The 23,333-nt window shown below is 47.7% G+C and carries 23 protein-coding genes; 11 read left to right on the top strand and 12 right to left on the bottom strand.

The genetic code is table 11. The features are described 5' to 3' along the window. Nucleotides 1–14 precede the first annotated feature (14 nt). The 7 genes from JSU04_14380 (at nucleotide 15) to JSU04_14350 (ending at nucleotide 7,691) form a co-directional block, all read left to right on the top strand. Nucleotides 15–605, top strand: a complete 591-nt coding sequence (locus JSU04_14380) for a sel1 repeat family protein (protein MBS1971493.1) — start codon at nucleotides 15–17, stop codon at nucleotides 603–605. A 114-nt stretch (nucleotides 606–719) separates the two neighbouring features. Further along, entirely contained in the window at nucleotides 720–1,136 is a 417-nt protein-coding gene (locus JSU04_14375) for a hypothetical protein (GenBank protein MBS1971492.1), read from the top strand. A 122-nt stretch (nucleotides 1,137–1,258) separates the two neighbouring features. Continuing rightward, nucleotides 1,259–3,097, top strand: coding sequence for a hypothetical protein (locus tag JSU04_14370; GenBank protein ID MBS1971491.1), 1,839 nt, complete (start codon nucleotides 1,259–1,261; stop codon nucleotides 3,095–3,097). Between the two features lie 124 nt (nucleotides 3,098–3,221). After that, nucleotides 3,222–3,992 carry a gluconate 2-dehydrogenase subunit 3 family protein gene (locus JSU04_14365; protein MBS1971490.1) on the top strand — a complete coding sequence of 257 codons (771 nt, stop codon included), beginning with the start codon at nucleotides 3,222–3,224 and terminating at the stop codon, nucleotides 3,990–3,992. A 12-nt stretch (nucleotides 3,993–4,004) separates the two neighbouring features. Beyond that, nucleotides 4,005–5,771 carry a GMC family oxidoreductase gene (locus JSU04_14360; protein MBS1971489.1) on the top strand — a complete coding sequence of 589 codons (1,767 nt, stop codon included), beginning with the start codon at nucleotides 4,005–4,007 and terminating at the stop codon, nucleotides 5,769–5,771. Beyond that, a complete protein-coding gene (locus JSU04_14355; GenBank protein ID MBS1971488.1) occupies nucleotides 5,771–6,460 on the top strand; it encodes a c-type cytochrome in 690 nt (229 codons plus the stop codon). The genes JSU04_14360 and JSU04_14355 overlap by 1 nt, the downstream gene beginning before the upstream one ends. Nucleotides 6,461–6,566: 106 nt before the next feature. Beyond that, complete coding sequence (locus tag JSU04_14350) at nucleotides 6,567–7,691, top strand: beta-sandwich domain-containing protein (GenBank protein ID MBS1971487.1); 1,125 nt, start codon at nucleotides 6,567–6,569, stop codon at nucleotides 7,689–7,691. A 59-nt stretch (nucleotides 7,692–7,750) separates the two neighbouring features. On the opposite strand, the gene JSU04_14345 is transcribed toward JSU04_14350, so the two are convergent. The 6 genes from JSU04_14345 to pfkA all read right to left on the bottom strand — a co-directional run bounded on the left by JSU04_14345 (nucleotide 7,751) and on the right by pfkA (nucleotide 13,541). Further along, nucleotides 7,751–8,464, bottom strand: a complete 714-nt coding sequence (locus JSU04_14345; GenBank protein ID MBS1971486.1) for an ABC transporter ATP-binding protein — start codon at nucleotides 8,462–8,464, stop codon at nucleotides 7,751–7,753. Then, on the bottom strand, nucleotides 8,461–9,231 hold the full coding sequence (locus JSU04_14340; protein ID MBS1971485.1) for an ABC transporter ATP-binding protein: 771 nt from the start codon (nucleotides 9,229–9,231) through the stop codon (nucleotides 8,461–8,463). The genes JSU04_14345 and JSU04_14340 overlap by 4 nt, the downstream gene beginning before the upstream one ends. Continuing rightward, nucleotides 9,212–10,174 carry a branched-chain amino acid ABC transporter permease gene (locus JSU04_14335; GenBank protein ID MBS1971484.1) on the bottom strand — a complete coding sequence of 321 codons (963 nt, stop codon included), beginning with the start codon at nucleotides 10,172–10,174 and terminating at the stop codon, nucleotides 9,212–9,214. Before JSU04_14335 ends, JSU04_14340 begins: the two co-directional genes overlap by 20 nt. Then, the gene (locus JSU04_14330; GenBank protein ID MBS1971483.1) at nucleotides 10,174–11,076 is read right to left on the bottom strand and encodes a branched-chain amino acid ABC transporter permease; all 903 of its coding nucleotides are present in this window, start codon (nucleotides 11,074–11,076) and stop codon (nucleotides 10,174–10,176) included. The genes JSU04_14335 and JSU04_14330 overlap by 1 nt, the downstream gene beginning before the upstream one ends. 8 nt (nucleotides 11,077–11,084) lie before the next feature. Further along, nucleotides 11,085–12,206 carry an ABC transporter substrate-binding protein gene (locus tag JSU04_14325; protein MBS1971482.1) on the bottom strand — a complete coding sequence of 374 codons (1,122 nt, stop codon included), beginning with the start codon at nucleotides 12,204–12,206 and terminating at the stop codon, nucleotides 11,085–11,087. A gap of 360 nt (nucleotides 12,207–12,566) precedes the next feature. Further along, the gene (gene pfkA / locus JSU04_14320; protein MBS1971481.1) at nucleotides 12,567–13,541 is read right to left on the bottom strand and encodes a 6-phosphofructokinase; all 975 of its coding nucleotides are present in this window, start codon (nucleotides 13,539–13,541) and stop codon (nucleotides 12,567–12,569) included. Between the two features lie 64 nt (nucleotides 13,542–13,605). On the opposite strand from pfkA, the gene JSU04_14315 reads away from it, so the two are divergent. Together JSU04_14315 and JSU04_14310 are read left to right on the top strand one after the other, a co-directional pair. After that, nucleotides 13,606–14,208, top strand: coding sequence for a hypothetical protein (locus JSU04_14315; protein MBS1971480.1), 603 nt, complete (start codon nucleotides 13,606–13,608; stop codon nucleotides 14,206–14,208). Beyond that, nucleotides 14,208–14,939, top strand: coding sequence for a matrixin family metalloprotease (locus tag JSU04_14310; GenBank protein ID MBS1971479.1), 732 nt, complete (start codon nucleotides 14,208–14,210; stop codon nucleotides 14,937–14,939). The genes JSU04_14315 and JSU04_14310 overlap by 1 nt, the downstream gene beginning before the upstream one ends. 80 nt (nucleotides 14,940–15,019) lie before the next feature. Here JSU04_14310 and JSU04_14305 read toward each other — a convergent pair whose 3' ends face one another. From JSU04_14305 to JSU04_14290, 4 genes are all read right to left on the bottom strand, one after another. Beyond that, nucleotides 15,020–15,292 (bottom strand): HU family DNA-binding protein, encoded by a 273-nt coding sequence (locus tag JSU04_14305; protein ID MBS1971478.1) that lies wholly within the window; start codon nucleotides 15,290–15,292, stop codon nucleotides 15,020–15,022. A 96-nt stretch (nucleotides 15,293–15,388) separates the two neighbouring features. Next, on the bottom strand, nucleotides 15,389–15,622 hold the full coding sequence (locus tag JSU04_14300) for a DNA gyrase inhibitor YacG (protein ID MBS1971477.1): 234 nt from the start codon (nucleotides 15,620–15,622) through the stop codon (nucleotides 15,389–15,391). 50 nt (nucleotides 15,623–15,672) lie between these two features. After that, entirely contained in the window at nucleotides 15,673–16,419 is a 747-nt protein-coding gene (locus tag JSU04_14295) for a hypothetical protein (GenBank protein MBS1971476.1), read from the bottom strand. A 150-nt stretch (nucleotides 16,420–16,569) separates the two neighbouring features. Then, on the bottom strand, nucleotides 16,570–18,030 hold the full coding sequence (locus JSU04_14290) for a DUF1254 domain-containing protein (protein MBS1971475.1): 1,461 nt from the start codon (nucleotides 18,028–18,030) through the stop codon (nucleotides 16,570–16,572). 236 nt (nucleotides 18,031–18,266) lie between these two features. Between JSU04_14290 and JSU04_14285 the strand changes: the two genes are divergently transcribed. Continuing rightward, complete coding sequence (locus JSU04_14285; protein MBS1971474.1) at nucleotides 18,267–18,971, top strand: hypothetical protein; 705 nt, start codon at nucleotides 18,267–18,269, stop codon at nucleotides 18,969–18,971. On the opposite strand, the gene JSU04_14280 is transcribed toward JSU04_14285, so the two are convergent. After that, a complete protein-coding gene (locus JSU04_14280; protein MBS1971473.1) occupies nucleotides 18,934–21,000 on the bottom strand; it encodes a S9 family peptidase in 2,067 nt (688 codons plus the stop codon). The two genes, JSU04_14285 and JSU04_14280, sit on opposite strands and share 38 nt — an antisense overlap. 86 nt (nucleotides 21,001–21,086) lie before the next feature. On the opposite strand from JSU04_14280, the gene JSU04_14275 reads away from it, so the two are divergent. Further along, nucleotides 21,087–22,571, top strand: coding sequence for an MCP four helix bundle domain-containing protein (locus JSU04_14275; protein MBS1971472.1), 1,485 nt, complete (start codon nucleotides 21,087–21,089; stop codon nucleotides 22,569–22,571). Here JSU04_14275 and JSU04_14270 read toward each other — a convergent pair. After that, nucleotides 22,512–23,294 (bottom strand): prolipoprotein diacylglyceryl transferase, encoded by a 783-nt coding sequence (locus JSU04_14270; protein ID MBS1971471.1) that lies wholly within the window; start codon nucleotides 23,292–23,294, stop codon nucleotides 22,512–22,514. The two genes, JSU04_14275 and JSU04_14270, sit on opposite strands and share 60 nt — an antisense overlap. Between the last annotated feature and the right edge of the window lie 39 nt (nucleotides 23,295–23,333).

Genomic DNA, 23,333 nt, shown 5'->3' with positions numbered 1-23,333 from the left:
ATTGACCATCATTTATGAAATCCAAAATTTTTTTTCAAAAAAATATAAAATTAGCAGAGAAAGGAAATCCGGCCGCATGCTGTAGAGTCGGAAACTGCTACGATTTTGGAACAGGCGTTAGGAAGAACGTGAGAGAAGCAATGAAATGGTATACTATGGCGGCTCATGGGGGCGATCGTATAGGACAGTATAATTATGCCTTTGGATTGTTGCATGGTGAAGGGGTCAAAAAAGACAAAAAGGCATCATTTTTAGTTATGCGTAAATCAGCTCGACAAGGTTATTCAGAGGCGTTAGCTGATTTAGGATATTACTATATGCTTGGTATTGGAACAAAAGCGAATTACAAAAAGGCTTTCGAAAATTACAAACTGGCCGCGAAAAAGAAAGTTCCAAGGGCACATTTCAATCTTGGCCTAATGTATATGTCAGGAGATGGAGTTACTGATAGTGATCTCAAAGCAATTAAACACTTTGAGATGGCAGTACAACTCGGACATACAGGTGCTTACCAATATTTAGCTGAGATTTATCTCGATAAGAATTCAAATGAATACAACCGAGTTCTTGGGACTAAATATAAAAAGAAGGCTTACCGTCGTTAAACTAAGCGGCAAATTGAATAGTCTCCCTCCTCTAGAGACCATAATCAAAAATAAGCCTTGAGGCGCATCGTAGAACATGTTGTAAATCCCCCCGGATGGGCCTAATTTGGGGCCATGAAAAAGCTTATTACACTTATTTCGATTGGTTTTCTTTTGGCTTTCACTGGCTGCACAAAGATGGGCGTGAAAAACCGCGCTTTGGTGATGTCGGCTGAATCTTTCGATAACGAGGCTCAATTGGCCGCGAAAGCGACATTCGTTGATCAAGAACAGCAGAAGACTTTTGCTGACTTCATTAAAATCAATACACAAATCGATGTCGATAATGTTGAGTTGCAAGGTGATAACGACGCCACTGCAAGATTGACGATCGTGACGTTCTCGAAGTCTGTTTATCCAGAGCTCGTGGCTATTTCCGGCAAAGACTGGAAAGCGAAGATCGCTGAGAAAATGGAAACCAAGCACTACAATTTGAAGTTAAAAAAGACCGATGGCGCTTGGAGTATCGTCGAGAAAACGGAAGCCCCATAAGCGTTTCACGACTCATTCGTGAAACAACAGGTTACAGTATTACTGTCTCGGAAAAAGACTAGGTCCAAGGTCCCATTCTTCCGTCCGCAACGTTCGGGCAAAATAAACCCAGGGGGACCATCGTGGGTTTATTTCAACGTTACAAGCGTCGTGCATCTACTGTTATTCTAGCTATCTTCTGCATTCTGCTTTTCCAGAACTGCGCGCCTCAAAATTTCAACGTGCCTAATAACACCGAAGGCAACACGAGCTTAGGCAGTTCCGAGCCAAGCCCAACGCCTACGGTATCGCCCTCTCCGGCGGTGTCGCCAACGATGACACCGATGCCTTCAGTCACACCGACGGCAACGCCGACTCCAAGCCCTGGGGTTTCTCCGACGGCTACACCAAAGCCAACGGCCACTCCATCGGCAACGCCAACTCCTACACCAACTCCACTCCCGGCGGCGGATATCACGTTTAATATCGATGCCTCAGCGGATCGTCATGCGATTTCGCCTTACATCTATGGCACGAACTACGAAACCAGCATGATGACCGGTATCGGGGCCTTCCGCATGGGAGGAAATCGCTGGACGACCTATAACTGGGAAAACAATGCGACGAACGGTGGTACCGATTACAACAATAGCAGCGGCAATCGCGTCTGCGAACTTGTCAACTGCGGAAGCCGCAGCGAAGTCGCCGGTGAAGCCGTCCGTTTGGGTGTGCTGCTTGCGTACCAGTATAAAGCAGCGCCGATTGTCACGATTCCGATGGTCGATTACATCGCAGCAGATAAGAACGGTACGATCACAACCGCAGCAAGCCCAACAAATACCCGCTTCCGCCAAAACGTCGCCAGAAAACCTGCCAGTGTAACGAATCCTGTGGGCGATCTCAGTGACAATTACGTTTACCAGGACGAAGCCGTGCGCTTTTTCCAAAGCACCTTCAAAGCCAATCTCGATGCGGGTCAAAAGATTTTCTACATGCTGGATAACGAGCCGGCTATTTGGAAGACCACACATCCTCTCATCCATCCGGATAAGACCACTTATGCTGAGATGAAAGAGAAGACAATTCGTTTTGCCTCGATGATCAAAGACAATGCGCCGAACTCGATGGTGTTTGGTCCCGTGGCTTATGGTTTCAATGAAATGATGAGTTTGCAAGACGCTCCCGATAGAAGCAACGGCGAATACATGTCGTGGTACCTGCAGCAACTCGCAGCGGCCGAGAAAACCTACGGTAAACGCCTTGTCGATGTGCTTGATATGCACTGGGGATCGGAAGCTCGCGGAGATAACTATCGCGTGCTTGACGAAACGGCTCCGCAAACGCCGGCGTTGATTGCCGCCCGCTTACAAGCACCGCGCTCATTATGGGATCCGACGTATAAAGAAACCAGCTGGATTGTCGATGATTATCTCAAGGATGCTTTGCGCTGGATTCCTCGACTGAAAGAACGTATCAACATGTACTATCCGGGCACCAAGATTTCATTCTCAGAATACAATCACGGCGGCGGCCAGATCATCTCTGGTGGTATTGCAGAAGCTGACGTACTCGGTATTTTCGGGCGCGAGGATGTCTTTGCCGCGACTCACTGGGACCGTGAAGCTTCTCCCTATATTTACGGTGCGATGAGATTGTATGTGAACTACGATGGTGCCGGTGCACGCGTCGGTGATATCTCGATTCGCGCGGTGGCATCTAACAACGAAAAATCTTCTGTCTATGCTATGCAGTCTTCGAGTGATCCGAATAAGATCTATATTGTCGCTTTGAATAAAACTTCGGCAGCATTATCGACAAACATTTATATGACAAACGCGGGCGATTACACCAAAGGTGCCACTTATCAAATCATAGATGGAGTTTCAACACCGAAGGCAGCGGGCACATTCACGATGTCTGGTAGTAGTTTCCGTTATTCAATGCCGGCGATGAGTGTGACAACGATTGTACTGAGTAAGTAGATTTTCGAAATTAAATATCGTGGTTTCGTGAAAGAGCTCTGTATGTTCGCAGGGAAATTTCACATTCGTTGAAAATCAAACGAAAATGCGACCTCCTTGAGAGACATCTTACGGAGGTTTTTTTATGGGTGATAAAGAGTCCAAAGACTCGGGACTAACCCGTCGTGAAGCTATCATCGCTGCGACATCTGGTTTACTCGTCGCTGCTCTGCCGGTCACTCAGGCCGAAGCTCAAGCCGTCAAACACGCGGCCAAGGCACCCAAAGCCGGTGCCAGCCCAGGTAAAAAGAAAAATGTCTACATCTTCCTGAATAAGAACGAAGCGGCCTTTATCGAAGCCGCCGTGGCGCGCCTCATACCCGCTGATGATCAGTGGGGCGGAGCCATCGAAGCCGATGTGCCGAATTACTTCGATAAGCAACTCGGTGGAAGCTGGGGAGCCGGTGAACGCCTCTATCGTAGCGGCCCTTGGAAGGCCGGTACTAAGACCCAAGGCTATCAATTGCCTTACACACCCGCAGAACTTTTCCGTACGGCCCTTAAAGCTATCGACACGGACTTAAAGAAAACACCTTTTGCCAAGATGTCAACCGCAGACCAAGACGCTTACTTACACAAGCTTGAAAAAGAAGATATTGATCTCGGTGGAGTGCCGTCGAAAGTTTTCTTTAGCTCCCTCTTGCAAATGACGATGGAGGGATTTTTCTCAGATCCTGTCTATGGCGGCAACAGAGACATGCTTTCATGGCGCATGATTGGCTTCCCCGGAGCCTACGGCAGCTACTATGACATTGTTGATAAGCACGGAATCAAGATCGACCGCGCGCCGCTCAGTCTCGCAGAAGATGCTGCAGGCATGATTCACCAACATCCAAACATCCCGGCAAAACAATAGAGGAGAATTTCCATGGCAACCAAGCTTAAACCCGTCGACGTCGTCACTATTGGTATTGGCATGACAGGATCCATCCTCGCCCGCGAGCTCGTGAAGAAGGGCCTGAAAGTTGTCGGCCTTGAGCGAGGCCGCTACGTCGATACGGTGCCTGACTTTCAATCTCCGAACATGCACGACGAACTTCGCTACGCTGTTCGCAAGGGGATGATGCAGGATAATACAAAAGAAACAGTGACGGCACGGAATAATCTTGATGAGACCGCGTTGCCAATTCGCCGCTGGGATAGTTTCTTGCCAGGCACCGGGCTTGGCGGAGCCATGAATCATTGGAACGGACAGACGTTCCGCTTTCAAGTCGCGGATTTCATATACAAGACCCACATTGAAAAACGCTATGGCAAAAACTTTCTCGATCCGGATTTGCAAATCCAAGATTGGGGCGTCACCTACGACGAACTAGAACCCCACTTCGATCGCTTTGAATATCTCTGCGGAACGAGTGGAACCGCGGGAAATATCAAAGGCAAAAAGCAAGCCGGCGGGAATCCCTTCGAGGCCTGGCGCTCGCGCGGCTATCCAACGCCCGCAATGAAAGAGCCTTACTTTGCCGCGCTCTTTAGAAAAGCTGCGAATGAGTTGGGATACAGTCCTTACCCGCAGCCTTCGTCGAATCTCAGCCAAAATTACACGAATCCGGAAGGGATGAAGCTCTTTACCTGTTCTTTCTGCGGTTTCTGTGAACGATTCGGCTGCGAGCACTTTGCAAAATCAAGTCCCCAGACAATTATTTATCCAGTTTTGGCGAGTCATTCAAACTATGAGCCGCGCTTTGGCTGCCAAGTTCTGAAAATCAATTTGGACAGCGATAAAAAGAAAGCCGTCAGCGTCTCCTACGTAGATAGTGCGGGACGCGAGTTCGAACAACCGGCGGATTTGATTTTGCTAACGGCCTTCTCGATCAACAACGTGCGCATGATGCTGCTTTCAAGGATCGGTACGCCTTACGATCCGAAAACAGGTGAAGGCGTTGTCGGCCGCAACTACGCCTATCAGACGATGAGTAGCGCACAGGTCTTCTATGATGAGAATACCAACATCAATCCGTTCATGGCCTCGGGTGCGAACGGCACCATGATTGATGATTTTGGTGGCGATAACTTTGATCATGGAAAACATAAATTTATTGGTGGCTCTTACATCGGTGCGATCATGACCAACGGACGACCGATCGAATTCCATCCGACTCCGCCGGGAACTCCTGCCTGGGGACTCGAATGGAAGAAAGCAGTGGCACGTCACTATAATCACACAGTGGCTTTGAACGTCCACGGCAGCTCAACAGCAAGTCGGGGAAACTATCTTGATCTTGATCCAACTTACAAAGACGCCTGGGGTTTGCCCCTCCTCAGGATTACCTTCGACTTTCCCGACAACGATATTCGTATGGCGAACTTCGTGACTGAAAAGGCTAAAGGCATCGCTCAACAAATGAAGGGAAAAACATTCGTTGCCACACCAAGAGCAAAATCTTGGACGACAACAGTTTACCAAACGACTCACAATACCGGCGGCGCCGTCATGGGTTCGGATCCAAAGACCAGTGTCGTGAACCGCTACTTGCAAAGCTGGGATGTGCCGAACTTGTTTGTTGTCGGAGCCTCCGCGTTTCCACAAAATAGCTGCTACAACCCAACGGGCACGGTGGGGGCTCTCACTTACTGGGCGGCCGATGCGATTGTTAATAAGTACCTTAAGAATCCAGGAAAATTGGTGACGTAATGAAAAAAGAAAAGGTTTTCATTTTGAGTGTGCTTTCTTTGTTGAGCTTCTGTTGGGTGATGGCTCAACCGGCAGACAAACTTGCGCCAGCACCATCATTACAAGAAGGTGCAGCGATCGCCTCGCAGGGAACAAAAGCGGGGGCGGCTGCCTGCAACGGCTGTCACGGCCCAAAAGGTGAGGGCATGGCCGCCAGCAGTTTTCCTCGCTTAGCTGGAGAGCCCGCATACTACATGACGAGTCAGCTGAAAGACTATGCGAGCGGAGTGCGTGAAAACGCCGTCATGGGACCGATTGCCAAGGCCCTGACTGATGCGGAAAAAGAAACGGTCTCTGCTTACTTCGCTTCGTTGCCGGTTCCTCCATTGAAGCCGGCTAAAAAAGCCACTAAAGCAGAGCTCAAGCGCGGAGAAACTTTAGCGACCACCGGAGATATGAAGCTTTTCCTTCAGGCCTGCAATAACTGCCATGGCCCCGGCAGCCGGGGAGTTGCTCCGACAATGCCGGGTCTGGCGGCCCAACATCCCGGGTATTTGGCGCAGCAGATTGCCGCGTGGAAAACTGGAACTCGTAAGAACAGTCCTGAGCAGATGGCCGAGATCGCAAAAAAACTTTCAGATAAAGACATTCAGGCTCTAGCAGCCTACTTTGAAAGCATCAGCTTGAGTGTTCCCAATAAGAAAAAGTAGGAAATCAGTGTCACTTTAGCTCCAAAACCCTGTGCACGCTCTTTGCTATGTCCTTGTTTGTGAAAACCACCGCCCTTTGCGGCTCCAACGACAAGGACTAAAAGAGATGAGCAAGCTTTCCTTTGCAAAAATTTTCGCAACAGCATTATTGGCATCGAGCTTCACGGTCAGTTTGCCGGCCGCCCATGCCTATATTACTCCGGGTGCGCCGCCACCGATTCCGAGCTCTCCTGGGCAAGGTCTTTACGAAGGGGTTGCGCAATTAAACCAAATCACCCGCAAAGGTGGAGGTCAGTGGTACCGTGTGAGTCTTCTTCAGCCGGTTTCTTTGAGCCGTCTTGAAATCAGCGTTCTTAACGCGAGCGTAAAGCTTCATGAAGTCAGTGTCGTTACTGAAAATCGGGCTCGCGTAAATGTGCTAGCCCTTTCAAATACACCGATCGTGACCGCAGGTCAGGCGATTGCCTCTGAAGATCTTTATTTGAATTCTCGAGTGATTTTGATTGATATCCGTGCTGAGTCTTTCGGTGCGTATTCAGACATTTTGGTTCACGCTCTTTCGCCGGAAGGAACTCCGCAGCTAGTTGTTGGTGACGTCGCTCCGCAACCGCCCCCAGTCGTAAGACCTCAGCCGCCAGTGAGACCATCACCGCAACCACCGGTTTATGGCGGTGATCTTCGTGGTTACTGCGCTGATTACGATCATCAGCAGTTCTATGCAGCTAAGCAGTTTGCTTACTCTTCTCAGGGCGTGGATTTGACAGAGCAAGACTCTGTGCAGTGGGCTTTGAACTATAACAACACTCACAATTGCGGAACGATTCAAGAGTTCATCGCGCGCTTTAATCCTTTGCGCACGATTGCTTACTCTTCACAAGGTTTGGATTTAACTTCGCAAGAGGCGGCTCAGTTTGCATTGAACATGGCTGAGTATGTTTCTCGCGCTGAAGCTCAAGAGATGTCTCAGACAATTCAAGCGGTGAGAAACTTCGCTTATTCGACTCAAGGTATGAACATGACAAGCCAAGACGCCGGCATGCTTGCCCGCAGATGGGTTGAAAACCGTTGTGAAAACGCCTCCGTTGTTAGACAGATCCAACAGCAATTTATTAAAGAGTATAACTTTGCTTACTCAACAAGCGGACTCAACATGACTTCACAAGATGCTGTTCGCTACGCCGCCGGCCGTGTCGCAGGAATGACTCGTTGTGGGAACTTGCTAGCAAGATAGTTTCTGAGAAGAGCTAAGAATAAAAAGGGAAGGTGAAAACCTTCCCTTTTTCTTTTCTGCTAGACGCCGAGGTAGCTTTTACGAACTTCATCGTTGGTCAAAAGATCCTGGCCCGAGCCACTCAGAGTAATGCGGCCGGTTTCAAGCACATAAGCACGATGCGCGATTTTCAATGCTTGATTCGCGTTTTGCTCCACCAAAAGAATCGTCATGCCTTCGGAGTTGAGCTTTTTAATAATCTCGAAGATCTGAGAAACAATCTTCGGAGCTAAACCCAAAGAAGGCTCATCGAGCAGCAACAACTTCGGCTTACACATAATCGCGCGTGAAATGGCGAGCATTTGCTGTTCACCACCGGAAAGCGTTCCCGCCACTTGGCTAATGCGTTCTTTTAAACGCGGAAAGAGTGTAAAGCAGCGCTCAATGTCTTTTTGAATATTTGCAGTGTCTTTGCGCGAGTAAGCACCCATTTGCAGGTTCTCAAGCACCGTGAGGTTCTGAAAAATCCCGCGGCCTTCAGGCGATTGCGCAATTCCATGGTGAACACGCTCATGCACTGGGATATCTAGCAAAGGCTTTCCGTCGAGCATCACTTTGCCTTGAGCCTGCGCCAAACCACAAATAGCACGCAAAGTGGTGGTTTTACCCGCACCATTGCTGCCGATCAGAGAAACGATTTCACCTTCATAAACCTCGAAGTTAATGCCTTTAACCGCATGAATGGCGCCGTAATAGACTTCCAGATTTTGTACGCTCATTAGGACGCGGCTCATGCTTCGACTCCCAAGTAGGCTTGAATAACTTTTTCAGAAGTTTGGATCTTCTTCGCCGCACCTTCTTCGATTTTTACACCGTGATCGATCACCGTGATGTTTTCACAGATACCCATCACAAGTTTCATATCGTGTTCAATCAAAAGAATCGTCAGTTTGAAATCTTGGCGGATCTTAGCAATAGTCTCCATCAAATGATGAGTTTCAGAGTGATTCATCCCGGCGGCCGGCTCATCCAGTAAAATCAGGCTTGGATCCGTTGCCATGGCGCGAACGATTTCAAGCTTGCGCTGCTCACCGTAGGGCAGTGATCCGGCCTTTTCCTGAGCTTTGCTTTCAAGATGGAATATTTTTAAGAGCGACATCGCTTTGTCGTGCATGTCAGCTTCTTGCGTTTGAAATTTCTTCGTCAACAAGACAGAGTCACGCAAACCGTAACTGATGTGCTGATGAGTCGCGATCAAAACGTTTTCAAGCACCGTGAGACTCTTAAACAAACGGATATTCTGAAACGTGCGAGTCATTCCGAGATGCGAGATCTGATAAGGCTTCTTGCCTACCAGATTTTCGCCATTCAAAAGGATTTCGCCTTTTGTTGGCTGGTAAACACCGGTCAGCATATTAAAGACCGTCGTTTTGCCGGCGCCATTCGGGCCGATCAATCCCGCCAGCTGTCCCTTTGGAATTGAAAACGAAAGCGAGTCCACGGCCTTGAGACCGCCGAACTGCATGGTGATGTTTTTCACTTCAAGCAGATTTGCGGACATATTTTCTCCAAATGTCGGTGATTTCATTTTCGCCGAAGAGGCCTTTAGGTCGAAGAATCATTACAAGAATCAGCAATAAAGAATAAATCACCATGCGTAGGTCGATACCGGTAATATCCTGCAAAGAGCGCAGAAGCTCCGGCATCGCGGTGATAAACACAGCCGCCGCTATCGAACCTGTCATACTACCCATGCCACCGAGAACCACCATGATGACGGCATTCACGCTCAGCAGGAATGTAAACGTGGAAGGACTGATAAAGTTTGTCACATAAGAGAATAAAGAACCTGCCACACCGGCAAAGAAGCTTGAAAGAACGAAAGCACGAACTTTCATTTGCGTCGTATTAATGCCCATGGCTTGAGCGGCGATTTCGTCTTCACGCACACTCAGGAACCCGCGGCCATGACTGCTATGAACCAATCGCCAGATGACAAAGAAGCAAATCAAAGCCCAGACAACGGCATAGCTGTAACTTGTTAAAAAATTCGGAAAAGAAGGAATGCCCGAAATCCCGCGCGCACCGCCCAGAGATTCCATGTTTAGCAGAGCCACGCGAATGATTTCACCAAAGCCCAAAGTCACGATTGCTAGGTAGTCGCCTTTCAAACGCAAAGAAGGCAGACCTACGAGCCAGCCGGCAAAGGCTGCGAGCAAACCGCCACCGATAGAAGTAAAGATAATTCCAAACGGAGTCGCAAAGAAGGGGTAGGTGGTACTTAAGAAGGCAGCGACATAAGCTCCAATCGCCATAAAGCCCGCATGGCCCAATGAAAATTGACCGGTATAACCATTCACAAGATTCAAGCTCATCGCCATGATCGCATTGATGATCACAAACAGAGTCATCAATTGAATGTAAGCATTAAACCCAAAATCGAGAATCACACCTAGTACGAGCAATACGATCAACGAAGCCAGGGGGGCCTTGAAAGCACGAATCATACTTTCTCCACCGTGTACTTACCGAGAAGGCCCGCAGGCTTCAGAATCAAAATTACGATCAAGATACCGAAAGCCAAAGCATCACGATAGGTGCTGGACAAGTAAGCAACCACCAATTCTTCAGACAGGCCCATGATCAGCGCACCAAGAACCGCGCCTTGAATATTGCCGATGCCACCGAGAACGGCTGCAACGAAGGCCTTCATCCCGATCATCATGCCCATGAGTGGCTCGATCTTAGGGTACTTCATGCCGACCAGAATGCTACCGATCGCCGCCAATGACGAACCCACGATGAAGGTAAAAGAAATAATTCTGTTTGTATTCACACCGAGCATTGCTGCCACAGGAGCATTGGTGCTTACCGCGCGCATTGCACGACCGGTTTTAGTTTTTTGAATGATGAAGGTCAAAGCCACCATGGCAATGAGGCTGACTCCGAGAACGGTGACATCGGAGGATTTCAAATCGATGCCGCCGAAACTGCTGATCACAAAATCTTTCATGACTTCAGGAAAGACTTTGGGATCGGCGCCAAAAATCACTTGGCCAGAAAATTCTAAAAGCAAACTCACACCGATAGCGGTAATCAAAACATTCAGCTTCGGAGAGTTACGGAGAGGGCGATAAGCAAAGCGCTCAATGGCAAGACCCAAGAGGCTACAAACAACCATAGCTGAAACTAATAAGATCGCTAAAGTCGAAAGGCCGGGAGAATTCTCCAGGCCCATCCATTTCGCCGCGTAATATGCGGTAAACGCGCCCACCATGTAAACGTCTGCGTGGGCGAAATTGATCATCTGCAGGATTCCATACACCATTGTATAGCCAAGAGCGATGAGTGCATAAATACTTCCGAGGCTAATACCGTTAATCAAGTGCTGAATAAAATCCTGCATGCTGATCCTTACTGAGCAATAGTGGTGATGAATTTACGTTCAGGACCCTGAACTTGCACGATCACAGCGCTCTTATCGGCGTTGCGGTCTGCATTCAAACTGATTTTACCAGTCACACCAGGGAAGTCCTTGGTTTTAGCAATTTCGTCACGGATATTTTTAGGAGTCACTTCTTTCGTGCGAGCCATTGCCGCTGCCAAAATCTTGCCGGCATCGTAAGCCAAAGCAGCCATGACGTCCGGAGTTTCGTTGTACTTCTCTTTGAACTTTTTAACGAAATCAACAACCAATGGATCTGTTGATTCAGTCGTGTAGTGATTTGAGTAGTAGCTACCGTTGATAGCATCTTTACCAATTTCGCTCAAACGAGCAGAGTCCCAGCCGTCGCCACCCAAAAGAGCGGCTTTGATGCCAAGCTGACGAGCTTGTTGTGCAATCAAGCCGACTTCAGTGTAGTAGCCAGGGATAAAGATCACATCCGGATTTTTAGAGCGGATTTGAGTCAATTGCGCTTTAAAATCGATATCGTTCCCTTGATAGCTAAGATCAGTGACGATCTCGCCGCCCATTTTTTTGAACTCAGTCACGAACACGTCCGCCAAGCCAACAGAGTATTCAGATTTCACGTCACGAAGAACGGCTGCTTTTTTCGCTTTCAAGTTTTGGTTCGCGAATTTGGCAACAACAAAACCTTGGAATGGATCGATGAAACAAGTACGGAAGATATAATCGCCCACTTGAGTCACAGTTGGATTTGTCGAAGCGTGAGTGATCATCGGGATCTGGTGCTTTTGCGCAATCGGAGCGCCGGCTTTAGAACGGCCGCTGGCAACTTCACCGATGATGGCAACAACGTTATCCTGGGTGATTAAACGAGTGACTGCCGCAGCAGCCTCATCGCTCTTACCTTGGTCATCAATAGTGATGAGCTTGATTTTTTTGCCATTGATACCGCCGGCAGCGTTCACTTCTTCAAAGGCCATGCGCAGGCCTTTGTTCGTAGAAAGACCGAAAGTCGCGTCGTTACCAGTCAAAGAACCGTATTCTCCGACAAGGATCTCGTTGCTTTTCTTAGTACATGCACCCATCAACGGCAAAACCATGAGGAGAGCGATGATCATTTTTTTCATATTTTTAGACTCCTGTTTCTATATTGCAAATGATTGCAATCACGAGAGGTTCGGTCAATTTTTATTTACGGCGTGAAGAAGAGGAAATGACGAGTTTCGTTCGAGAAGTGCACGCTCGCCCCTTTGGTTTTTGGCTCGTCCGCCCAGTGAGGGGAACAGCGAGGGCCGTCCATCCATGAGAACGGGGCCTCCTGAGCATCGTGCTCAGGAGGGAATGAATACAGAATACAAGTACTGAACAAGTAAGAATGTCTCTGTTACGAGAGCCTGACGGCCCGGACGGCCGTCAGGAAGCGGGGTTCGGGGCGGAAGCCCTGATTGCAGGATGCAGGAAGAAGTGCGGAGCCACCACAAAGCGAATTAAATCGACAACGCCACCGCAAGATTCACGAGATCCATCGAACTCGAGCTCTTTTTCTCGGATTTCGTCACAATTTCGAGCGACATCGTGATCAACTTATCCGCTTCCGTACCGACCATCACGTCGGATTGGCCCGCTAGCAATGTTTCAACTGCGGCAGCTCCCATGCGTGAAGCTAGGATACGATCGCTCGCAGTCGGGCTACCACCGCGCTGAATGTGACCGAGAATGCAGACTTTGGCATCAAGGCCCGATTTTTTACGGATCGCTTCGGCTAAATCATAAGCACGGCCGGGCTTTTGCCCCTCGGCTGCGACAATGATCGAACTCGTTTTTCCGCGTTTCATGGATTCTTTGATTCTTTCCACAGCTTTATCAACAGTGGTGTTGGCGTCTGGTGTGAAGATTTCTTCCGCACCACCGGCAAGGCCCACATGCGAAGCAATATGACCAGAGTTTCGGCCCATCACTTCAACGATGAACAGGCGGTCGTGGCTGGCAGCGGTGTCGCGGATTTTATCGATGGCATCGAGAGCGGTATTTACCGCTGTGTCAAAGCCGATCGTGTTATCCGAGCCGAAAATGTCGTTATCAATAGTGCCAGGAATACCGACGACAGGAATTTTATGTTCTTCCCAGAGCGCATGGGCTCCACGGTAAGAACCGTCACCACCAATACACACCAAGCCTTCGATGCCATGAGCCCGGAGGTTGTCGGCCGCTTTTTTGCGGTACTCCGGTTTCATGAATTCGGCAGAGCGGCCGGTTTTTAAAACCGTGCCTCCGCGCTGAATGATGTTGGCAACATCACGCAGTTGTAGTTGCGAAATATTTCCTTCGATCATGCCGACGTAACCTTGATAGATTCCGTAGACCTCAAGACCTTTCGCAATTCCCATACGAACCACTGCTCGAATGGCAGCATTCATACCAGGAGCATCTCCGCCAGATGTATATACGCCAATTTTTTTCATGATGAATTCCTCGGTGAAATGAGGCTAACATAAGAGTGTTTCAGTCACAAGGATGGTGATTTTCATGAAGCTTCTGATCTTCGCAGCTTCCCTGGCCCTTTGCGCGCCCGCGTTAGCATTTAAGAGCAAGGCATTTTACGGAGGCGTTGGTTATTTTTCGCAAAACTCTTTGAATCGTGTTGCGAACAAACCCTCTGGGGATGCAGGTTTTCTCGGCACCAGCATGTATGCACTCAATTTGAAGTACGACGTCGCTATTACCTATGACTGGTATTTAGCAGGGCGTTTCAGTATCACACCGATTGCTCGCGAATCGGCGGCTGACTCTGCAAAAAATACGATGATGCATTTGTATTTTCCGTTCGGACAGAACTTTGCGGACCGTGGCTTTTCCGGTTGGGAGTGGTTCGTCGGGCCCGGTCTGATTCGCTATACCATTCAAGGAAAAGGCGGGACGACTGTTCTGAGTAACGGAACGGGGACTGCAACATTTGGTCTGCCGGGAAAAAGCGTGACGGTGCAAAATGTGACACTCAATACGGGGCTGGCTTGGAATCTCGAAAACTCGCGTTTTGGACTGGATGTGATTATCGAAGGCGCAATGTCTGACAAACGCAGTGAAGACCTGATGCTCACTTATGACTATCGCTTTGGCGGAGGCTTTTAATGAAAAATATTTTTATTTTCATCCCAATAATCCTGCTCCCGTGGTTCTGTTCAGCGTTCACACTTGTGACGACGAATCCTGATTTCTTAGGCTGGCAAGATCCAGAAATCTTATTCAACGTGAACACCGCAAACTGTCCCGCTTCTATGGACATTCCGGGCTTGATCACCGATGCCGTCAAAGTTTGGAACAACGTTGCCACGAGCAGAGTGAAGATCTCTTACAATGGATCTACGACAAGTACCGTAACGGGAAATCCAACGACCGTGTACTGCGAACCCAACTTTCAAGGTGTGACCGGAGCTGACCAGAACTATGTTCCCGCAGCAGCTCTGCCGACTCCATCAGGAAATTACGTTGCAACGGGATTGCTCTATCTGAATGTGTCAGGAGGTAGTGCGAATATCTCAGGATTTGATCGCTCTCTTTTGCTCGTGATTATTGCTCACGAAGTGGGGCACATTTTGGGGCTCGGGCACTCTCAAGATCCGAATGCTTTGATGTATTATAATGCAAGCGCAAAAACTCACTTGGCTCTCGCTCAGGATGACATTGATGGCGTGAGCTATTTGTATCCCCGAAATGAGCTGGGACAAGACAAGATGATGGGGTGTGGACTAGTGACGACCGTGGGTTCACCACGTCCACCGAGCGGTGGGATGTTTGCTGTAGTGCTGGCTCTGATGTTGTTGCCTCTGGCAATTTATGGTGGCTTGAGAAAGGCCGCCTGAATTCTTTAGCACATACGGTTCAAAGCAAAAAAAAAGGATCGCTCTCGCGATCCTTTTTTTAATCATTAGTCAGTAACTAATTACTTAACCATTGATTTGAATTCAGCGCCAGCGCGGAATTTTGGAGCCCAAGAAGCTGGGATTTTGATTGCTTTACCAGTTTGTGGGTTACGGCCAGTGCGAGCTTTACGCTTAGCTTTTGTGAATGTACCGAAACCAACCAACTTAACATCATCACCTTTTTTAACAGTTTTTTTGATGTTCTCGATAGCGCAATCCAAGATTGCTTCAGCTTGAGCTTTAGAAGTTTTAGTTTCAGTAGCGATCTTTTCGATCAATTGAGCTTTATTCATTTTGACTCCTCATTGTGTCAATGTTGTTTAACTCTTCCTCTAATGAGCACAATGAAAAGACAAAAACAAGATTTCGTCAACATCAAAAAGTGAGCACTATTGAAAATTATCGGCGTCTTCGTCAGGAATCTCGAGTTCACTGGAGACGTTACTCTGTTCAATCGGGATGCGATAAGATTCATCAGCCCACTGTCCAAGATCGAGCATACGGCAACGCTCAGAACAGAAGGGTCGAAAGGGATTTTCAGAGGAGAAAAACGTCAAACGCCCACATTGTGGGCATTTGATTTTGCGTTTAGAAGTAGAAAGTTTTTGATCTTCTTTTTTCATGTAAGAACCAGTCTAGTGGCAGGATTCGAGCCCACCAACATCCTTTTGAATTAATATCCAATAGGAGCAGACAATCCGCAATCTGCGGTGTTGCAGCGGACAAAAGTTCCCGTAACAATAATTTCGCCACGGTAAGCGATACGATAGTCGAATCTTGAATCTTCAAGTTTTCCTTTAGCAATTTGAACTTGAATCAAGCTTCTGTTGGAGTTTGTGTAGAAGTCGCCATAGCCGCGAGCTTCAAAGCCTTGATAGTTGTTCGTTACAGAAACCGTCATGTTGAGTTGCAAAGGATTTCGAACAGCACTTGGGTTTGTGACAACCGGGAAACCCAACAATGCGCCCGCTAACTGACCGCCCGATGGAATTGAGTATGAGTAGTAACCATAAGGGCTCACTTTTGGTTTTGCTCTGAAAGTCATTTGAACTGCGTTTGTTTGTGTGTTCGGAGATTGCATGACGATGTCAAATGCGCCCGACAACCATGAAGAGCAGTCTGCGAGACCGCCACTAGCATGCTCGCGGTCACATACGCCCATTGCGTTTTTCAGGAACTCTCTCATGCCGCTGCCGGAAGTAACTGTCATAGAGCGATTGTACCAGTTTTCGGAGTAGAAACCGACCGATCCGGTTTGTACGACACCACCATTAGCGCCAACACAGTAGCCGTTTTGGAAAGTAGTTCCAGCCGGGCATTGGATGACAGCGCCACCGTTGTTATCGCTGCTGCCTGAACCGCAAGCAACGACAAAAGCGGAAACTAAGAAACCAGCAATTAAGAAAATGAACTTCTTCATAATGTCCTCTGTAGAGAGTGGCCATTGTTATTAAACTTCTTCACTAGAGTTCAATAGCAGAGCCCGTGCCACAGACAGAGACAAATAAGGATGAAGTAAGGAATAATTACCTGTCAAACTCTTGAGAAGAGTGCCATTTTTGGGCTCGTCTCATTTTGAGACAGGCTCTGTCGCATTCGCCATCATCGTGTGAGTCACGCGCTGTTTAGGAATAGAATCCTCATCCACTCGAGTCAAAGAAGGCGCTATGTACTTGCGGTTTAACACCGAATTACTAGGGTTATACAGGGTCAAAACCACGTAGAAATTTGCATTGCTTGTGATAGGAAGCCAGTTTGAACGATAAATTTTGGCCGGTTTTTCCTCTTGCAGCAATAGATCCATCGAGCCGTCCATATTGTATTTGAGTTGCGACGACTTGTCGTTCAAGAAAGAAATAGCTCGAGTTAGGTCATCGAGGTTCTTACTTTTTAGCTCGTGCACTCGGAGCGACCACATGTAACGAGCCGGTGGAAAATCATCTTTCTCAAAGTGCAGTACATAGCGGTAGCTTCCGGTGAGTTGGCGGCCTTCGCTATCGGAATCTAGAGCCAGTTGCACGCTCTCTTCAGGAGGTGGCGAAAAAAGATATCTCTGCGAGGCAGCGGCCCTTATCAGATAGTCATCGGTAAACGGAGGAGCTTTCAATTCATAGCTCCAGCCATTGATTTTCGCGCCAAAGCCGGTCGCGAGACGCTGTTGAATTTCCCTCTCTCCTTCGAAGATTCCGTGCTCCACCATTTTTTTTGTCGTTTCATTAGCTAGGACAGACTTCAGAGTCTCCTCATTTTGCAAACCGAGTGATTTAAAGCGATCGAACTCTTTCGCGCTGGTGCGAGTAGGTGGTGGATTCTTTTCCGCAATCCGGCGGAGGTCTTCATAGAAGTGGATGCCATCGGCGGCGATATTTTTATTTATCTTCAGGGGCTCCGTCGGATAGACGCCCTTAAAGGGGTCGACTTGAATGCCTTTTTGCCAGCTCGAAAGCGGAATCAACTGGCGTTCACTGGCAAGTTTCGCAACTTTCGGAAGATCTTTGGCATCTTTCACAAACGTCTGCGCCACGATCAGTACTTCAGGCGTTGAGGCTCGCACTTGGTGAATCTCTTTTGGGACGTCACCTTTCCAGTTCGGTCCCGTTATGATAAAAGTTCCTTCTTTATCGCCATAGCTGACATTGCTAATCGCATGAAAGACCGTGGAATAGGCATCGACAAATTGCACCGAATAGTACCGGTCACTGATTGCCGGGTGGGTCATGATCAGAGGTTCTTTACTAAGATCAACCCATGCCCAACTGTAGAGATTCTCGGGATTCACATTCACAAAGTGGCCGACGAATGGGTCGGGAATTTTGCTTGAGTGATAAAAGTGATTGATAGATTCCAGGCCGGCCTTGGTTTTACTGAGCATCGCTTCGCGCACTTTATTCAGATAGACCGCAGGATAGCCCCAGATATAGGCATCCCGGCCGAGATCTTCCACACTATCGATTTTTTTTCCGCTGGCGGCGCTGGCTGTCAGAGCCAAAACGGTTAGAGAACTAAGAACCAACATGAAACCGGATTTCATAGACCCTCCAAAGATAAAAAACTTTGTGAGAACCAGGAGCCTAAATTTTATTTTGTTCGTAAGAAGAATAGGTTTTGCCCTCTTGAAGATCCTGTCAAATCCAAGCGAAACATGTCGTCATTTAAGGAAATGCTTCCACCATAAGCCACTGGCTTTTCTGGGAAATAAATTCAAAGAATTCAATTAATTATCCCCTCTTGTCGGGGAGGAGATATAACCTTACCGAGGTTTTCGCGATGAAATGGATACTGACATTTACCATTCTGATTTCACTGTCTGCGGTCGCGGGGGACTATTTTAGTTTGCCGGTCGATGCTGTGAATGTTGGCCCTGTGACCCTCGACAAAGCCAATCAAGTTTCCTCAAGACTCTTCTTACAACACTTCAATGAAGTGCTCACTAAAACTTCAAAGCCGCTCGTGATACAGCTTCAATGGGAAAGCCCCTATTTCGGCGGTGGGGCTATACAAGACGAACACTTCGTTTATGTCAGAATCTTCGGCGGTATGGTGCGCACTCCGGAGATGACCGAAGATATTTATGCTCTCATCCTCTGTCATGAAATCGGCCATATGATTGGTGGAGAGCCTTATCAGGATATTCCCGGGGCGGAATGGACCTCCGTCGAAGGCCAAGCTGATTTCTTTGCGGCGTCGATCTGCTTACCGAGATATTTTAAAACTCTCGAGCCGAGCTTGGGCGCGGATTTGATCCAACAGCGCATTCAACTTGCGGGTCTTGGATTTCTTCAATTATCGCAGAAATATGCCACCTCCAATCAAGAACGGGTTTCTTTAGAAAAAACCGCGACGGAAGTGGCGACTGAATTAAATCGCCACTCTTACCCCAGCGATCAGTGTCGTCTGGACACTTTCAAAGCCGGGGCGAGCTGCCTGACCGAAGCTACTTGCAGAGTTCCGGTGTGCTGGTTGCCAAGATAAATGTGAACTGACGGGCAATTTCTTTTAAATATTCAAAACGTCCCGAAGCCCCCGCATGACCTGATTGCATGTCCGTTTCAAGCAATAAAACGTTGTGATCTGTTTTCATCTCACGCAACTTTGCGCACCATTTTGCAGGCTCCCAGTAGGTCACGCGTGGGTCGTTCAGACCCGCTTTGATGTACAAGTTCGGATATGCCATCGCTTTCACGTTATCATACGGTGAATAGCTCTTGATGTAATCGTAGTACTCTTTAGACGCTTCAGGATTTCCCCACTCTTGGTATTCCATCTGAGTCAAAGGCAGCTTCGAATCCAACATCGTATTTAGAACATCCACGAATGGAACGATCGCCAACGCCGCATTGAAAAGCTGCGGGCGCATATTCACCACCGCCCCCATCAACATACCGCCGGCACTGCCGCCCATGATCGCCAGAGTTTTTGGTTTTGAGTATTTGTGTTGAATCAAGTGCTCAGCACTTGCGATGAAATCGTAGAAGGTATTTTTCTTTTTCAAAAACTTACCTTCTTCGTACCACTGACGTCCCATATCCGCGCCACCGCGAATGTGGGCGATGGCGTAGATATAACCACGATCCAGCAAGCTGATTCTTTGCGCATTGAATGCTGTCGGCATTGAATAACCGTAAGAGCCGTAAGCATACAGCAATGTCGGCTGGGGCCCGTTCTTACGAAGAGATTTTTTATAAACCAAAGAAACCGGAACCTTGATTCCGTCATGAGACACTGCCCACACACGCTCTGAGGTGTATTCGTCCGCATCGTAGCCAGAAGGAATCTTCTGAATCTTGCGCACGATCTTCTCTTTGGTTTTCATATTCAAATCGTAAGTCTGATTTGGTTGTACTAATGAGCTGTAATTCAATCGCACCCAGTCTGTTGCGAACTCGAGGTTTGAACCAAGGCCCACCTGATAAATCGGATCCGGGAATTCGATCGGTTCCATTTTAAAGCTATCGTAATCAAACTTGTAAAGAGTCTGCAAAGCCTGCTCGGTAGCAGAAACAATCATGAAATCCTGGAAGGCCGCAATTGATTTCAAAGTACGCTCAGGAGTCGCTTCAACGATGGTCTCCCAATTTTCACTCGAGGTTCGGCCTACAGGAGTGCGGCAGAGCTTGAAGGTCTGTGCATCCTTGTTCGTCATGATGTAAAAGTAGTTTCCGCGGTGAGTGACGTCGTACTCGACTTTCTCTTCAAGCTTCGAGAACAGTTGTAACTGCGCTTTTGGGTCTTTCGAGGACATGAAATAAAACTCAGACGTCGCATGGCTGTGGCGGTTGAGGAAAATATATTCCTCGTTTTCTGAAAGCCCGCAAGAGATAAAGTACTGATTGTCTTTTTCTTCGAACAACACTTCGTCTTTTTCAACCGGTGTGCCGAGAGTATGGCGCCAGAGTTTATCAGGGCGTTGGTTTTCATCCTGAGTCACATAGTAGAAAGTTTTATTATCTTTCGCCCAGGCACTGCTGTAGTAGAGATTCTTAATAACTTCTGGATAGAGCGTCCCACTCTTAAGATCTTTGAAATAGAGAGTGTAAAGCTCAGAACCATCGGTATCAGAAGCATAAGCCAAAATTTCGTGATTCAAACTGACATCGTAAATGCCCAAAGAAAAACTTTTATGGCCTTTCGCCAATTCATTGCAATCAAGAACGATTTCTTCGGGGCTAGTCGGGGAGCCTTTGCTACGGCAATAAATGGCTTGTTCTTTATCGCCTTCAGTACGGGTGTAGTAATAATAGTCATCGCTCTTTGCCGGCGGCGAAGAATCGTCCTTCACAATTCTTGCTTTCATTTCTTCGAACAGTTTACTTTCGAAATCTTTATAGTCTGCGAAGAACGCCTCAGTGTGAGCATTCTCAGCCTCTAAATAAGGTCTAGTTTCTGGGTGCTTGACGTCTTTCAGCCAAAAATAAGGATCCACACGCTGATCGCCGTGGTGGTTAAAGGTTTGAGGATACTTTGAAGCTTTTGGTGGATTTCCATATGATGTTGTTTTCATAGAACAAAAAGGATCTTATTTGACGGATTTTTAATCAAGAAATTACGTATCGTGCCGATTCATATAATGAACTGGAGAATCTATAAATGAACATTTCGAGTGCTTCTTGGTTTCGTGGTCTTAAAGGCAAATTGTTGTTCACCGCATTCCTGCCTGTTATTGCTTTCATTATTGTCGTTGGCGGTTCTTATAAAGGCTTAGGTGAAGTCAGTTATATGCTGAATGACGCCTATTCGGATGTAATTCCAGCAATGGATGACCTCGGGCGTATGACAACGCTCCGTGCGAGCATCGGCTATTTCTGCTGGGCTGCGATTGGCTCAACGGACGCGACAAGAAAAAAAGAGTTCCTCGGCAAGGCACAAGCAGCTTTCGATGAGTTTAAAGAAGTTCAAACCAAGTATGAGTCGGGCTCTTTCGATGATCAGGAGAAAGAAAACTATTCTTATGTGGCTACACACAAAAAAGAGTTCATCGATACGACTCAGGAGATGATCACAAAGCTGGGCACTGAGACTCCTGAGGCACAAGCACAAGCGCGGACTTTGATTGATTACGGTCCTTGGCATAAGATGTCGATCGAGCTGCGTAAATCTATCGAAAAGAATATCAAGTACTACCAAACGATGTCGGCTGAAAAAAACGTTAAGCAGAAGGAGCTCACAGCGCGCGTAACGCAAATGATGATCGGTGTAGGCGCGATTTCTTGCTTACTATTATTCACAATCATGGCGATTATTGCGCACCGCCTTTCGTCAGCCATTGGCGGAACCGCGAAGATTCTCGAAGAATCCGGTCAGCAGATTTCTCAAGCAATCAACCAGCTGTCTGAAGCAGGGAGTGGCTTATCTCAAGCGTCAGTCGAGACCGCTGCTTCTTTAGAAGAAACGGCTGCATCGCTCGAAGAAATGACCAGCATGATTAAAATGGCATCAGATCATGCAAGCCAGGCCTCTGCGTTGTCACAGACTTCGAGCACTTCAGCCCAAGAGGGTGAAAAGGAAATCCACTCTTTAATCTCTTCAATGCATGATATCTCAGCGTCTTCTAAAAAGATCGAAGAGATTATTACTGTGATCGAAGACATTGCTTTCCAAACAAACTTGCTGGCCTTGAATGCCTCTGTGGAAGCCGCCCGTGCTGGCGAGCAAGGAAAAGGCTTTGCCGTCGTCGCAGAGGCCGTTAGAACTTTGGCTCACAAGAGCGCCGAAGCTGCAAAAGATATTACCGGTCTGATCAAAGAGAGCGTCAGTAAAATTGAAAACGGTACAGTGATTGCCGATCGTTCGGGCGAAGTTCTTTCTAAGATTGTCGTTTCCGTTAAGAAGGTCGCTGATTTAAATCAGGAGATCTCAACCACTAGCCAAGAGCAAAGTGGCGGCATTGTTCAGATCAATAAAGCCATGAATAACTTGGATCAGTCTTCGCAGTCCAATGCGGCTTCATCTGAAGAGATCGCTGGAACTGCGGAAGAAATCGCAGCCCAAGCGAAACAGATGCAAAATGCTGTTTTACTTTTGAATACCATTGTTTTGGGCGGAAACGATCCAGCGTCGCGCAAAGCCGCCTAAGAGAGCCGCTGATACAAGTAACAAACCAAAGCTAAAGACTGTGGAGACAGAAAGTCCGAAAATCTCTTCTCCACGGAAGTCTTCACGATAGTGCTCCATCAAAATCCGGCCAACTGCATGCAAGAACATCCAAAGAATAAATAAGTCCCCCGGGCGGGAGAGCATTTTTGGGCGTTTGTTGCGAGGGATTTTTTCAAGACCTAGTAAAAGTAAAATCGCGCCGATTTCCCAGAACGTGGCATAAAGCTGCGTCGGGTGACGATGATCGACAGCCCACGGAAGATCGCAGTCTTTTCCGTAACAACAACCAGCCATGAAACAGCCAACACGGCCAAACCCATAAGTGAAGGACAAGACCGGAGCAAAGGCATCGAAGTAGTCGCCTTTTTTGGGCGCATGAATGAAGTGAAGATATGTGAAGGTTGCGATGAAAGCCAAGATCATGCCGCCGTAAAAGACGAAGCCGCCTTCCCAAAGATAGAAAATGCGAACCGGATACTGGCGATAAAAATCGAAATTCTCATAAACGACGTGGAAAACCCGCGCACCCAATAAGGCAGACAACATGAGCAACAAACTCAAATCCAGAACATTTTTCTTAGGAAGGCTGTAGACTTCGCTCCGGCGAACAATCCAAAAAAGTCCGGCAGAGACGACCAGACTTATGACCAGAAAGTAGGTCGGAATATCCAGACCTTCGGCTAAGTGGATAATAGGGTACAAATTTACTCCTTGATGGACCTAGGACTTAATTTTCAAACA

Source organism: Bdellovibrionales bacterium, assembly GCA_018266295.1.
GTDB lineage: Bacteria > Bdellovibrionota > Bdellovibrionia > Bdellovibrionales > Bdellovibrionaceae > JACMRP01.
This window is presented reverse-complemented; position numbering and strand designations above follow the sequence as displayed.